The organism is Pseudoalteromonas sp. S3260 (assembly GCF_005886925.1).
GTDB lineage: Bacteria > Pseudomonadota > Gammaproteobacteria > Enterobacterales > Alteromonadaceae > Pseudoalteromonas > Pseudoalteromonas tetraodonis.
This window is the reverse complement of record NZ_PNCV01000075.1, coordinates 1-12,845: the sequence shown is the minus strand read 5'-3', so window position 1 is coordinate 12,845 and position 12,845 is coordinate 1. Positions and strand designations below refer to the sequence as shown.

Below are 12,845 nucleotides of genomic sequence, written 5' to 3'. Positions count from 1 at the left end.
TGGCAAACACGGGGCGATTCATTTACTACGCTAAAGCAACCTATACTTTCTAACATGTGTTAATGATAATCAAAGGCGAAATGTGTAATGCATTTCGCCTTTTTATTGCCCTTTATAAACCCATTTAAAGTGACTTTTACACTCGCATTTTTTGTGACTTTGGGGTTATAGTAAATAAAAAGAATATTAGTTGTATTATGCTACTAAAAAAAGCGGACCAGTTATTATCACAAAATAAGCTCAGAGAAGCTGAGTTTCATTACAAAATGCTATTACAAGCAGAGCCTGATAATGGTGACGCCCTGTTTGGCTTAGGTAAAGTAGCACTGCGTTTAGAGCAATTTGATGCCGCTGTTTATATACTACAACGAGCGTGTCAGCATCTCCCTTATGTATTAGAACCTTTGTATGCACTAAGTGATGCATTTAATGCGGTCAACTCTCCTGAAGATGCGCAAAAAGTACTCGAATACGCAACCAGTATTGCCGCAGACAACCCAGACACTCATTATTATTTAGCCCAGCACTATTTAACCTTTGGCGAGCTTGATAAAGCGCAGGCCACGTTTGAGGAAGCATTAAAGCTTGGGATAGCACCAGTTACGGCTTATGTTTTATTTGAATTGGTACAATTAGGGCGCTTTAATAAAGCAAATAATTACATCGTTCAGTTACACCACTTTTTAACGCAAACAAATAACCTACGCTTAAAAATGGTCTGCTACTATGCTTTAGCTAAAAGTTACGACAAATTAGACGATACTGATCAAGCGTTTAACTATTTTGTGATTGCCAATCAGCAACAACACAAACTCAGTGAATTTAATACTGAAGATTTAATTGAGTTTTATGATCAACTTATTGAATATAATAATGAAAGTGTGTTCAATTTAGCAAACCTAAATAAGCAGTATCCTGTTACGCCCGTGTTTATTATTGGTATGCCACGAAGCGGCTCAACCTTACTGGAGCAGATGTTAGCAGGACACAGTCAATGGGCAACGCTTGGAGAAGACACCAGTATTAGTAATAAGGTAGTCGCTTTTTTAGAACATAAAACAGGGTTACGCTACCCTCAATGCTTAACTAAGCTAACAACGCCTTTAATTAACCAAGCCAGATCTATATATTTAGATACCTTAAGTTCTTCTGGGAGCAATTGCGCATTTGTGATCAATAAACTGCCTAGCAACTACCAAAACTTAGGGTTAATTTATATTTTATTCCCAGATGCTAAGTTTATTAACCTGACCCGCAACTTTAACGCAACCGCATTTTCAGTGTTTACTAATTACTTTGCTGAAAACGAACCCTATTTTTGTGATTTAAATGAATTTACTTTGTACCATCAGCTTTATGAAAAACTGATGAGCCATTGGCAGCAATTTAACCGCTTAGCTATTTATAATTTAAGTTATGAGCAGTTAATTGAAAACCCTAAAGATCAATTAACCGCACTATTGAGTTTTACTGGCTGTGAATTTGAACAGACTTGTTTAGACTTTTACAAAAATAAAAGCGCCGTTACAACGCTCAGTAAACATGCCATCAGGCAGCCTGTAAATAACAAAAGCCTTGATAAATGGCAGCGTTATGAAGCCCCTTTACTTAGTTTGCTCTCGTTGCCTCAAACCAATTAAGCACATCCATAAACTGTTCTTGTCGTGCCTGTGGGTGAGTAAGCATATTAATATGGTCGTAATCTACTTTGTGCCCAAAGCGGCGGCCATATATTTGCATTTTTTGCACCCCAGTACCTGACTCATCAATAAACTTTTGAATATCGATAGGCTGTGCCAATGCTTTATCTTTTACTGCCGCAATATGTAACGTTGGAGGAAGCATGAGATTTGCTAATGTTTTAGCGTAATCAAAGCCATCATCACTGTCTATCCACGGATTTTTCTTAGCCCACTGCATACTTTGATAATGCGACTTTTGAGTTTCATCATCACTGCCCCACTTTAAGCGTTTTGCTGGTAAATAACCGTGTTTTTTCGCTAATATTGGCGCCATAAAATACCAAATCAAATTGGCCTGAAATAACTTTTTAGGGTGGTTATTAAATAGCGAACGCTTTGAACCAAAATAGGCACACGCTTTTACATCGTTTATCAGCTCAGGGAAGCGAGCAAACACGCTATTAAGCAACACCCCACCCCAAGAATGAGCAACTAAAAAGTCAGGTTTTTTACTCTCTAACTGTTCAATTTTTTCAATAAATGCCGGAATATCTTCAACAATCGCCTCAGTTTGTCCATACCGTGCTTGCTTACAAATAGCAGGTTTACTTTCACCACGCCCGCGTAAATCAGCGACATAACAACAATACCCTTGTTCAGCTAAAAAAGGCGCTAACCCTTTATTGCTATGAGTGTAAAATATTTTGCCATTTTCTACCGCACCATGAATTAATAACACCACAGGGCCGCTCGGCTGTTGATTGGCGATACGGCGCAAATGCAGTGTTTGATAGTCATCTAATTTAATAAAAACAGATTGTTGAGTAACTGCCAAAGCGAATTCCTTATAATTGCTAACAACTCATCCTACCAGTAATATCTGGTAAGCCAAAGGGAAAATTATGCACTTTTTCTGTCTGTATTTGTTACTATTAGCTTTTATTCCTGTTGTTAAAAAAGCCTCATGAAAGCAAAATCAGCTCGTTCTAAATTACATCCGCGCAATCAACACAAAAATGGTTACGATTTTAATTTTCTTACCTCGCAAACCCCTTCGTTAACTGCTTTTTTAATTACGACGCCAGCAGGCAATCAAAGTATTGATTTTAGTAATAACTTAGCTGTAAAAACCTTGAATCAGGCGCTATTAAAAAGTCATTACAATATTAACTTTTGGGACATTCCTGAGCACAACTTATGCCCACCTATTCCAGGTAGAGTTGACTATATTCATTACTTAGCTGACTTACTCAGCGAAGATAATCAGCAAGTTATTCCCACTGGCCGACAAATTAAAGTGCTTGATATAGGCACTGGCGCTAACTTAGTTTACCCGCTAACGGGCAATAGCGAATACCAATGGCACTTTACTGGCAGCGACATAGACTCTGCAGCAATAAAAATAGCCAAGCAGCTCGCTCAGTTCAATAATCTAAAAATAACGCTTAAACAACAAAAAAATCCCGAGCATATTTTTAAAGGGGTGATTAATGCGAAAGATTTGTATCATTTAACGATGTGTAACCCGCCATTTCACGCCAGTGCAGAAGAAGCCAGTAAAGGCAGTGAACGTAAATGGAAAAACTTAGGCAAAGCGCCTTCGCAAGCACTTAATTTTGGCGGACAAAGTAATGAGCTGTGGTGTGAAGGTGGTGAATTAGCATTCATTTCTAACATGATCAAAGAAAGCGCTCAGTTCAGTGAGCAAGTGATCTGGTTCACCTCGTTGGTTTCTAAAAAAGAGACCTTTGCTGCTTTACAAACACAGCTAAAACAGCTCCCTATTTGCGACTATAAAATCGTTGAAATGGCACAAGGGCAAAAAGTCAGTCGCTTTATTGCGTGGAGTTATTTTGATAAAACGACCCGTGAACAAATTTGTGAAGAATTAGTATAAAGCCACTTAAGGACACCCCATGATAGATTTTCGCTCAGACACAGTGACCAAGCCTTGCAATAAAATGCGAGATATTATGTATCATGCCCCGGTTGGCGATGATGTATACGGCGATGATGAAAGCGTTAACCAATTGGAAGCCTATGCTAGATTGCGTTTTAATGTGGCCGATGCATTATTTTGTAGCTCCGGCACGCAAGCAAACTTATTGGCATTAATGGCGCATTGTGAGCGAGGTGATGAGTATATTTGTGGGCAAAGTGCTCATAACTACAAGTTTGAAGGCGGTGGCGCTGCCGTTTTAGGCTCTATTCAACCACAACCTATTGAAAATGAAGCCGATGGTAGCCTATGTTTTACTAAAATTGCTGCTGCAATAAAACCCGATGATAGCCACTTTGCGAAAACGCGATTACTGAGCCTTGAAAACACCATAGGTGGCAAAGTACTGGGTATTGATTATTTAATTAAAGCACGTGAATTTGTTAACCAACATAACTTAGCACTGCATTTAGATGGCGCTCGCGCTTTTAATGCCGCTGCCGAGCTTAACGTTGATATTAAAGAAATAACCCAACATTTTGATTCAGTCTCTATTTGCTTATCAAAAGGATTAGGTGCACCTGTTGGTTCATTATTGCTTGGTTCAACAGCATTGATAGCCAAAGCAAGACGCTGGCGAAAAGTGCTTGGCGGCGGTATGCGCCAAGCGGGTATATTAGCTGCTGCGGGGCAATATGCTTTAGAAAATAACACTCAACGTTTAGTCGATGACCACGCTAATGCACGTTATTTAGCAAAGCAGTTAAATAACGTGGCAGGTTTTAACGTAAACATGAGTAATACCACAAACATGGTTTACGCTACGTGTGATAACAACATAAACATCACAAAACTAGCAGCCGATTTAAAAGCACAGGACATTGTGTTTAGCCCAAGTAAGCAACTTAGGCTAGTAACCCATTTAGGTATTACTAAAGCGGATATAGATACCTTTATTAAAGCCTTAACGGCCCATATTTAACGCGGCTTTATAATGCTTGCGGCACACCGATTCATAACGGTCGTTGCCGCCAATTTCTACTTGGTTGCCATCGGCAATAGCCTCACCATTTTCATCGGTACGTAATACGTGATTTGCTTTACGCCCACAATGACACACCGTTTTAAGCTCTATTAACTTATCAGCCCAAGCAAGTAAATATTGCGAGCCACTAAATAACTCTCCTCTAAAGTCGTTTCTTAAGCCGTAACACAATACGGGAATACCTAATTCATCGACTACATCGGTTAACTGCATAACTTGATCTTTAGATAAAAACTGACATTCATCCACGAGTACACAATGGCGTTTTTTATCTGCATTAAGAGCTTGAATAAGCGCAAATACATCTATATCTGCATCATAAATATGCGCATCTGCTTGCAAGCCAATACGTGATGATACTTTACCCACTCCGGCTCTATCATCGATAGCCGCCGTGAGGATCACCGGCTCCATACCACGTTCTTTATAATTGAATGCAGATTGTAGTAAGGTGGTTGATTTACCTGCATTCATTGCAGAGTAGTAAAAGTATAATTGCGCCATTGTCGTGCCTTCAAATAAAAAGTGCGCTTATGCTACCTTAAAGTGCTCAGAATACAAATTTGGATACGTTATTTAGCTATTTATTTTGCTTCATGCTCTAGTAACCATTGCTTGCGCTCTAAACCACCTGCATAACCAGTTAGTTTTTTATTTGCACCAATAATACGATGACACGGCACAATAATACTGATTGGGTTTTTACCATTTGCAGCCCCTACCGCTCTCACAGCTTTAGGGTTGTTTAACTGCTCGGCAATATCTTTATAAGTCGCCACTTTTCCAAAGGGTACGCTACACAATGCCTGCCATACGCTTTGCTGAAATGGCGTGCCGCCAGTATCAAGTTCTAAATCAAACTCGGTACGCGAATGAGCAAAGTACTCATTAAGCTGCGCCACACAAGATAAAACATGCGAATTATTTATCTCGTTTAAAGGCGTACTGATATAACTGGCCGGTGGATAAAACCCCACATAACTAATACCTTTTTCAGTTGCCTGAATAATAATGTCATCAATCGGGCTGGGTAAACTGGTTTGCACTATCATAATTGCTGCCAAAGTTGAAAAGTTAAGTAAGATCGAAATGGTGCACAGTTCGCAGATTCAAAAGAGCTTGCTGCCGCTTGTGCCTTTTTAACGCCTAAATCGCCATCGAGTAAAATATCGGGCTGGCTTTGGCCGCGTAACTTTGCATAATTAACCGTCCATGGGCCAATCCCTTTTAAACTAAGCCATTGGTCTAAATCATCACAATCGGGATTCACGGCACAAAATTCAGCGAGGTTATGCAGTGCATTTTTACGCGCCTGTGGCATTTTAAAGAATGCAAAATCACTGTGTGCTAACACTTCAGGCTCAGGAAAATAGACCTGTTGGTGTTGCTTTTCACCAAGCTGTGTTACTAAATTAGTCACTAGGTTGTGCGCCGCCGCTACACTGACTTGTTGCCCAAGTATAGCCCTAACTCCCGCCTCAAAACTTGACCAAATACCCGGTAACCTTAAGCCTTTAGTAAGTGGAAATGCATTATTAATGTGTTCGCTTAAATGCGCCTCAATTAAATAAGTATCTGCATCTAAATCAAGTACACGGCGAATGTTGTTAATAACTGGCTGTAAATATTGCGTATTATCTATATCAATTTGCACCCGAAAATGATGTTTATCTGCAACAAACTCAGCATCAAAACGCCCTCTACACGATTTATAAGTAAAAGTACGCCCATAACTGGTTGGCGTTAACCACTCTATTGGCTGAATTAATCGTTTTGCTAAAAACCCATGCAATGCCTGCCAGTTATACGGCGGACGAAAAGGCAAAATTAAGGTGAGCCCAATATCAGCTGGGTGCTTGGCGGTTCTGAGCGCTGAGGGCGCAATATTAAGTTGTTTTAAAAAAGCATCATTAAAACGCCTAACACTTTTAAAGCCTGAGGCAAACGCTATCTCGGTAAGCGGTAAGCTAGTTTCTTGAATCAATTTTTTTGCAAAATGACATTGGTTAAACAATCGATATTGCGTGATAGAAATGCCAAAATATTGAGAAAATAATCGCCTTAAATAACGGCTGCTTATTCCTAAACGCGTGGCGAGCTTTTCGCAGTCGTGCTGATTATCCTGATCAATTAATTGCTTGGCTCGTAGAGCCGTTGTTTTTGTTCCCTGCCAAGCCGCACTTCCTGGTGCACTATCGGGCCGACAACGAATACAAGGCCTGAAACCAGCCTGCGCGGCAGAGTGTGCAAACTGATAGTAGACTACATTTTTTTCGTGAGCTGTGGGCGCAGGGCAAATTGGCCTGCAATAAATACCGGTACTTTTAACGGCTACATAAAAAAGCCCATCGAAACGCGCATCACGACTTTGACGTGCTTTTTGCCAGTGCTGATCACCCATAAAATGCTCTTGTAAATTAGGTAGCGCTTAGCTTAGCAAAAACTAAGCGTATTACTGGCCATATTCGGCACTAATCTTTATTTGCAAAATCAATTAATGCCTGACCCGTTAAACGATATATAATCCATTCATTTTGTGGCTCAGCGCCCATACTATTATAAAAATCAATCGCGGGTTTATTCCAATCAAGTACCACCCATTCAAAGCGGCCACAGTCTTTATTGATTGCTCTGTTTGCTAGTTCTTTCATAATGGCTTTACCAGCCCCATTTCCGCGGCTATCAGGGCTCACGTATAAATCTTCTAGGTAAAGACCATTTTTACCTAACCAAGTCGAGTAATTGTAAAAATACACGGCAAAACCAATTGGCTCATCATCTTGTAAACATATTAAACTGTGCGCCGTTGCGCCTTCACAAAACAGGGTGTTTAAAATGGCTTGCTCATCGGTTTTAACTGCATCAGGTTCTTTTTCGTAAATAGCAAGCTCATTGATAAAGTGTAGAATTGTTTTTGCATCACTTGGCTTTGCATCGCGAATTTCTATTGCTGTGTTCATTGTTATTGACCCTTAAAAAACTACTTTTATGCCTGGTAAGCATCTAATTTAATATAAAAAGTGCTTAACTAATTATGATAATTTAAGCCATTAATACATTTATTTATACCCTAGCATATCGTTTTATATTCAATAAGTAACGTTCATGAGCTTATTTCAATTTATTCATTAGGGCATTAAAAAAACAAATTAAAACAACGCTTTTATATATGGCAAAAAGTTGTCATTATGAGTACACAGTAAAGCAATGAGGAAGTTTAACTAAAATGGGTCATGGTCATTCACACAGTCACGTTGATGATAACCAAAGTGATAAACAGCTCACTCTTGCCGTATTTATAAATGTTTTACTGACTGCAGTGCAAGTTGTTGGCGGCGTATTTTCCGGCAGTCTTTCATTAATTGCCGATGCATTACATAACCTAAGTGATGCGGCCTCAATTTTTATTGCCCTCGTTGCTCGAAAAATTGGCAATAAGCAAGCTGATACAACCCACCATTTTGGCTACAAACGTGCAGAAATTCTAGCAACTCTTTTTAATAGCACCACGTTAATAGTCATCGGTGGTTATTTAATTTTTGAGGCCATAAGTAGTTATTTAAACCCTCAACCTATCAATGGCTGGATCATTGTGTGGGTTGCTGCAGTAGCGCTATTCATTGATTTAGTCACTGCATTATTAACCTTTAAAGCCGGCGCTAAAAACAACATGAATATAAAGGCGGCGTTTATTCATAATGTGTCTGATGCCATGGCCTCTATTGTGGTTATTATTGCCGGTACTTTAATTATTTTATACCAATGGTATGTAGTTGATTTAATAGCGACGATATTGATATCACTGTATGTTATTTATCACGGCGTATTATTACTTAAAGCCAGCTGCAGCATTTTAATGCAGGCAGCCCCCATTGGTTTTGACCAGCAACTTATCAGTAAAAAGTTACTGCAACAGTTTGCCATTACTCAAATAAAATCAATAAAAGCATGGCAACTCGACGATAACACCACACACTGTGAAATTGTGATGCAAACAGATACCCTTATTGAGCTTAACGCCATTAAACATTATTTACATGATGAATTTGCAATTGAGCACTGTGTAATCGAGTGTTACTAATCACTGTTTTCAATAACCAAAATGATTACATTAAAGCTCTAAGTAGGTTTACTTATATTAGATAGACTTCTCAGCGGTTTTTATTTAAACCGCTACAAAAATACGATAGATAAGTATTATCACAAATTAATTAAATTAAAGAGTACTGATAGTTGCTGCTGCAAGAGGCAGCATTAAGTTTTCAGCTTTATCTGCTTTTTTCACGGATATTTGTGTAAACAATAAATGTCCACTTCCCTGCTCCTTAGCCTTTCTTACTTCATTAATTACAGAGCCGTGAGCTGGGTGCAAAGACATCACCCCGCTACAATAGCAATAATTAGATTACGAGAGTGGCTACAAAATAAATTGAGTGAAAAAACTCAGTTGTGTAAATATTTCAGTTTTACTGTATTCATCCCAGAATTCGAAGTAATAAAGCGTAAAAGAACAACCTCAACACTTAGAATAGCTGCAATACTTTACTTAATAACCTTAGTAAGTATGCCTTTTTATGTTATAAAAAATGTAACTTGCTGATCTAAAATACAAATAACAACTTGTCCATTTGTCAGCCAGCAATGCAAACTTAAACAAGAATCAAACTCAATATTAACCATATGATTTATAAGTAAATTACTTGCAATTCTGTGCCTATATACTAGACTAGCCACAATTAGAATTTTTAGGATAAGCGCTATGAAAGGTAATCAAAAAGTAATCGACGCCTTCAATACATTGTTAGCTAACGAATTAGCTGCTATTGACCAGTATTTTATTCATTCTCGTATGTACGATGATTGGGGCTTAAACAAACTTTATGAGCGTCTTAACCATGAAATGGAAGAAGAAAAAGACCACGCTGACTGGCTAATCAAGCGTATTCTTTTTTTAGAAGGCGTACCAAACATGACCAAACGTCGTGACCTCTTAATTGGTAGCGATGTAAAAAGCATGATGCAAAACGACTTAACCTTAGAACTTGAAGTGGTTGAGTGTGTTAAAGAAGTTATTGCCATCTGTGAACAACAGCAAGATTATCAATCTCGTGAAATTCTAGAAAAGCTATTATTTGATACCGAAGAAGATCACGTCTACTGGTTAGAGCAACAATTGGGTCTGATTGACAAAATTGGCACTCAAAACTATCACCAAGCTCAAATGGGCGAATAAGGACTACATTATGAAAGGCGATAAAGACGTTATTGCAGCACTAAATAAAGTACTTGCTAATGAGCTTGTGGGTATTAACCAATACTTTTTACATGCACGTATGTTTAAAGATATTGGTTTTAGTAAACTAGACAAAGCTGATTACAAAGTATCGATACAAAAAATGAAAAACGCCGATCGTTTAATTGAGCGTATTTTATTTTTAGAAGGACTGCCAAACCTTCAAGATTTAGGACGCTTACGCATTGGCGAAAACAGCGAAGAAATGATTGCCGCTAACATGAGCTTTGAACTTGATACAGTAGATGAGCTTCGTGCTGCGATTAAACTAGCTGAAAGTAAAAAAGATTACATTAGCCGTGAAGCGCTCGATAACATTTTAAATGAGCAAGAAGAGCAAATTGATTGGCTAGAAACACAGCAACTACTGATCAAAAACACTGGGCTTGAAAACTACTTACAATCACAACTGTAAGTTAAAGTTATAAATATAAAAAAAGCAGCTAAGGCTGCTTTTTTTATGTTTAATTTTTAACTGTTATACCAATTCGTTTAGGTAGGCCTATTTATGTAGATTACTATTAAGCCACTTGATCGGTTATATCTGCAATTTGAATCAGTTTACGATTGAGGATCTTTTTAGTACAACAACAACACTTACCGCATTGGCTGCCCACTTTAAGCTCTTTAGTTAGCTCGCGCATGGTAGTAGCACCATCGTCGATGGTTTGCTCAATTTTTTTATCAGTCACACCGTGACAAAGACAAACATACATGAATACAAACAACTCTCAATTTCATTTAGTGGGTTTATATTAATCTAAACGAAAATAGTTATCAATTGGTTTTTTATAAAATTTGAATTTTTTACATTTTTTTGGCCAGCGCCACTTAAGTTGAGAATTCGCAGCAGCTTGAGAATAGTTTAAATATCAACCTGGGTGTGGCACACAGATTGAGATTTATTAATTAAAGTTCACCTTAAATCTAAGTAAGATTAGGTTTAGGTAAATAGTTGAATGATTAAAATGAATTACATTAAGTCTGAAGAAGCCTTAATGTATAAATATAGAATTAATGCGTGAGCTATTTCCGGTTTGTGCCATGAGCAGTCATTCATGATTAACTCGTTTCTGCCCCAAAATTGTTTAGCTCAGGATTCCTGACCACTTTCTCATGTCAACTCTTGACCTACATATACTAATAACAGATTATGAGCCTAGTTGAGCAATTGTGATTATCCAGGCATGTTCTGCAATTTGTGAGTGGAAGAATGTAATACACATATAGAACAATATGTTACTTCTATGGCGTCTGTATTTTATGAAAATTTTATAAATACATCGCCTGCAGAAAAGGCACTGTTAGTTGCCAAATCATCGTAGTATGGAGTATTTATGAACAGGGATTGGGAATCTGTTTTTACAACTTGGTCGCAAGGGCCAAGCAAAACAGAACAGGAGCGTGCGGAGAATGCGGAGCGCCAAATTAGACAAGCAATTCATGATAGTGAAAAGTTAAGAAATCGAAATATTAAAGTTTTTACACAAGGCTCTTATCGAAATCGTGTCAATGTTAGAAAAGATAGCGATGTTGATATTGGTGTTGTTTGTTTTGATACATTTTTCCCTGTATACCCCGATGATAATGTTAAAGCCGAATTAAATAAGAGTTTTAGTGACGGCGTTTATACTTATGTATTATTCAAGAATGAGCTTGAAGAAGCTCTTGTTTCTAGGTTTGGTAGAGAAGCTGTATCAAGAGGAAGCAAATCATTCGATATCAAAGAGAATACGTATAGAGTTGAGTCAGACGTAGCTGCATTTTTCGAACATCGCAGGTATACATCCGTAACTCATTACTTATCAGGAGTTGAAATGATTCCTGATGATTACACTCCTCCTAGAGTGAGAAATTGGCCTGAACAGCATTATCAAAATGGAGTGGCAAAGAATGACGCTACATCTAGAAGATACAAGCGAGTCGTAAGAATACTCAAAACCCTTTGCAATGAAATGGCAAGTAAAAAAATAAAATCTGCTGAAGATACGCCAAGTTTTTTAGTTGAATGTTTGGTGTTTAACGCATCAAATGAATGTTTTGGCTACCAATCTTTCAAGCCAATGGTTAGAGCTGTTCTTGCTGAACTATTCAATAATACTATGAATGATCAAAAATGTAGTGAGTGGGGTGAAGTTAGTGAACTAAAATATCTATTCCGCTCTTCGCAGCCTTGGACTCGTCAAGGAGCTCATCAGTTTATAAGTGATGCATGGGATTATGTGGGGTATGAATAATGCTAACTAGACTTCATATTTCGTCATTTGTAGGTCTCACCATAATTGTCTGGCTATTGGCTCTCTGGTTTCAAGGCATGCCTGTACTAAATGCTGACTTTCTAAAACCTTTCGGCACGGTTGTTGGCGTAATTGCGATTTTTGTTACCCTTTTTAATAAGTACATGTGGTCATGGAAAATCTTTAAGGGCTGGTATGTAAAACGGCCAGATATTAGGGGCACGTGGAAAGTAGAATTGAAAAGCAGTTGGATAAACCCCGAAACAGGAGAGGAAACTCCTCCTATTTACGGTTACGCCGTCGTTAGACAAACTTTGACTTTTCTAAGCGTACGTTTAATGACTAAAGAGTCTCGATCTATTTTAGTCGCTCATAGTATTGAACAACAAGAAGATGACGATTTATTCAAGCTTGTTGGAGTTTATCGAAACGAACCCAAAATAGAGTTACAAGGGAAACGAAGTGAAATTCACCATGGGTCGTTTGCACTAGAAGTTCATGGCTCACCCGTGTATGAGCTTGAAGGGTATTATTGGACTGATAGATCCACCAAGGGAGGAATGCAACTCACTGATAGAGTTAAAAAATTGTATGATAGCTATAATCAGGCTGAGCAAGAATTTGGCAACTAATCGGGTAGCCGGAGGTC

The 12,845-nt window shown here is 38.3% G+C and carries 15 protein-coding genes; 8 read left to right on the top strand and 7 right to left on the bottom strand.

Annotated elements, in window-relative coordinates:
* The first annotated feature begins 197 nt into the window (after nt 1-197).
* Nucleotides 198-1,640, top strand: coding sequence for a tetratricopeptide repeat-containing sulfotransferase family protein (locus CWC14_RS12955; RefSeq protein ID WP_138563235.1), 1,443 nt, complete (start codon nt 198-200; stop codon nt 1,638-1,640).
* On the opposite strand, the gene CWC14_RS12950 is transcribed toward CWC14_RS12955, so the two are convergent.
* Nucleotides 1,609-2,517: an alpha/beta fold hydrolase gene (locus tag CWC14_RS12950; protein WP_138563233.1), complete on the bottom strand. Its 909-nt coding sequence runs from the start codon at nt 2,515-2,517 to the stop codon at nt 1,609-1,611. The two genes, CWC14_RS12955 and CWC14_RS12950, sit on opposite strands and share 32 nt — an antisense overlap.
* A 129-nt stretch (nt 2,518-2,646) precedes the next feature.
* Here CWC14_RS12950 and rlmF point away from each other — a divergent pair, with 129 nt between their 5' ends.
* Together rlmF and ltaE are read left to right on the top strand one after the other, a co-directional pair.
* Nucleotides 2,647-3,579, top strand: a complete 933-nt coding sequence (rlmF, locus tag CWC14_RS12945) for a 23S rRNA (adenine(1618)-N(6))-methyltransferase RlmF (RefSeq protein ID WP_138563231.1) — start codon at nt 2,647-2,649, stop codon at nt 3,577-3,579.
* Nucleotides 3,580-3,598: 19 nt separating this feature from the next.
* A complete protein-coding gene (gene ltaE, locus CWC14_RS12940) occupies nt 3,599-4,603 on the top strand; it encodes a low-specificity L-threonine aldolase (protein ID WP_138563229.1) in 1,005 nt (334 codons plus the stop codon).
* On the opposite strand, the gene CWC14_RS12935 is transcribed toward ltaE, so the two are convergent.
* The 4 genes from CWC14_RS12935 to CWC14_RS12920 form a co-directional block, all read right to left on the bottom strand.
* A complete protein-coding gene (locus CWC14_RS12935) occupies nt 4,586-5,170 on the bottom strand; it encodes a thymidine kinase (RefSeq protein ID WP_076921658.1) in 585 nt (194 codons plus the stop codon). The two genes, ltaE and CWC14_RS12935, sit on opposite strands and share 18 nt — an antisense overlap.
* Before the next feature lie 80 nt (nt 5,171-5,250).
* On the bottom strand, nt 5,251-5,718 hold the full coding sequence (locus tag CWC14_RS12930) for a methylated-DNA--[protein]-cysteine S-methyltransferase (RefSeq protein WP_138563227.1): 468 nt from the start codon (nt 5,716-5,718) through the stop codon (nt 5,251-5,253).
* Entirely contained in the window at nt 5,715-7,067 is a 1,353-nt protein-coding gene (locus CWC14_RS12925; protein WP_024602405.1) for a DNA-3-methyladenine glycosylase 2 family protein, read from the bottom strand. The genes CWC14_RS12930 and CWC14_RS12925 overlap by 4 nt, the downstream gene beginning before the upstream one ends.
* Nucleotides 7,068-7,137: 70 nt before the next feature.
* Nucleotides 7,138-7,626, bottom strand: a complete 489-nt coding sequence (locus CWC14_RS12920; protein ID WP_016899173.1) for a GNAT family N-acetyltransferase — start codon at nt 7,624-7,626, stop codon at nt 7,138-7,140.
* A 266-nt stretch (nt 7,627-7,892) separates the two neighbouring features.
* Here CWC14_RS12920 and CWC14_RS12915 point away from each other — a divergent pair, with 266 nt between their 5' ends.
* Entirely contained in the window at nt 7,893-8,747 is an 855-nt protein-coding gene (locus CWC14_RS12915; RefSeq protein WP_013463109.1) for a cation diffusion facilitator family transporter, read from the top strand.
* Nucleotides 8,748-8,882: 135 nt separating this feature from the next.
* Here the strand turns inward: CWC14_RS12915 and CWC14_RS19185 are convergent, their stop codons facing one another.
* Complete coding sequence (locus CWC14_RS19185; protein WP_013463108.1) at nt 8,883-9,044, bottom strand: hypothetical protein; 162 nt, start codon at nt 9,042-9,044, stop codon at nt 8,883-8,885.
* Between the two features lie 381 nt (nt 9,045-9,425).
* Between CWC14_RS19185 and bfr (CWC14_RS12910) the strand changes: the two genes are divergently transcribed.
* Nucleotides 9,426-9,899: a bacterioferritin gene (bfr, locus tag CWC14_RS12910; RefSeq protein ID WP_024602407.1), complete on the top strand. Its 474-nt coding sequence runs from the start codon at nt 9,426-9,428 to the stop codon at nt 9,897-9,899.
* A gap of 10 nt (nt 9,900-9,909) precedes the next feature.
* Entirely contained in the window at nt 9,910-10,374 is a 465-nt protein-coding gene (gene bfr, locus CWC14_RS12905; protein WP_138563225.1) for a bacterioferritin, read from the top strand.
* 106 nt (nt 10,375-10,480) lie between these two features.
* On the opposite strand, the gene CWC14_RS12900 is transcribed toward bfr (CWC14_RS12905), so the two are convergent.
* Entirely contained in the window at nt 10,481-10,675 is a 195-nt protein-coding gene (locus CWC14_RS12900) for a (2Fe-2S)-binding protein (RefSeq protein WP_010389142.1), read from the bottom strand.
* Nucleotides 10,676-11,296: 621 nt separating this feature from the next.
* On the opposite strand from CWC14_RS12900, the gene CWC14_RS12895 reads away from it, so the two are divergent.
* Nucleotides 11,297-12,196: a nucleotidyltransferase domain-containing protein gene (locus CWC14_RS12895; RefSeq protein ID WP_138563223.1), complete on the top strand. Its 900-nt coding sequence runs from the start codon at nt 11,297-11,299 to the stop codon at nt 12,194-12,196.
* Entirely contained in the window at nt 12,196-12,828 is a 633-nt protein-coding gene (locus CWC14_RS12890; protein WP_138563221.1) for a Cap15 family cyclic dinucleotide receptor domain-containing protein, read from the top strand. Before CWC14_RS12895 ends, CWC14_RS12890 begins: the two co-directional genes overlap by 1 nt.
* The last annotated feature ends 17 nt before the right edge of the window (nt 12,829-12,845 follow it).

Bases quoted from the DNA above. Each gene is read 5' to 3' on its own strand.
- CWC14_RS12955 (WP_138563235.1), top strand. From the start codon at position 198: ATGCTACTAAAAAAAGCGGACCAGTTATTATCACAAAATAAGCTCAGA.
- rlmF (WP_138563231.1), top strand. From the start codon at position 2,647: ATGAAAGCAAAATCAGCTCGTTCTAAATTACATCCGCGCAATCAACAC.
- ltaE (WP_138563229.1), top strand. From the start codon at position 3,599: ATGATAGATTTTCGCTCAGACACAGTGACCAAGCCTTGCAATAAAATG.
- CWC14_RS12935 (WP_076921658.1), bottom strand. From the start codon at position 5,170: ATGGCGCAATTATACTTTTACTACTCTGCAATGAATGCAGGTAAATCA.
- CWC14_RS12930 (WP_138563227.1), bottom strand. From the start codon at position 5,718: ATGATAGTGCAAACCAGTTTACCCAGCCCGATTGATGACATTATTATT.
- CWC14_RS12925 (WP_024602405.1), bottom strand. From the start codon at position 7,067: ATGGGTGATCAGCACTGGCAAAAAGCACGTCAAAGTCGTGATGCGCGT.
- CWC14_RS12920 (WP_016899173.1), bottom strand. From the start codon at position 7,626: ATGAACACAGCAATAGAAATTCGCGATGCAAAGCCAAGTGATGCAAAA.
- CWC14_RS12915 (WP_013463109.1), top strand. From the start codon at position 7,893: ATGGGTCATGGTCATTCACACAGTCACGTTGATGATAACCAAAGTGAT.
- CWC14_RS19185 (WP_013463108.1), bottom strand. From the start codon at position 9,044: ATGTCTTTGCACCCAGCTCACGGCTCTGTAATTAATGAAGTAAGAAAG.
- bfr (WP_024602407.1), top strand. From the start codon at position 9,426: ATGAAAGGTAATCAAAAAGTAATCGACGCCTTCAATACATTGTTAGCT.
- bfr (WP_138563225.1), top strand. From the start codon at position 9,910: ATGAAAGGCGATAAAGACGTTATTGCAGCACTAAATAAAGTACTTGCT.
- CWC14_RS12900 (WP_010389142.1), bottom strand. From the start codon at position 10,675: ATGTATGTTTGTCTTTGTCACGGTGTGACTGATAAAAAAATTGAGCAA.
- CWC14_RS12895 (WP_138563223.1), top strand. From the start codon at position 11,297: ATGAACAGGGATTGGGAATCTGTTTTTACAACTTGGTCGCAAGGGCCA.
- CWC14_RS12890 (WP_138563221.1), top strand. From the start codon at position 12,196: ATGCTAACTAGACTTCATATTTCGTCATTTGTAGGTCTCACCATAATT.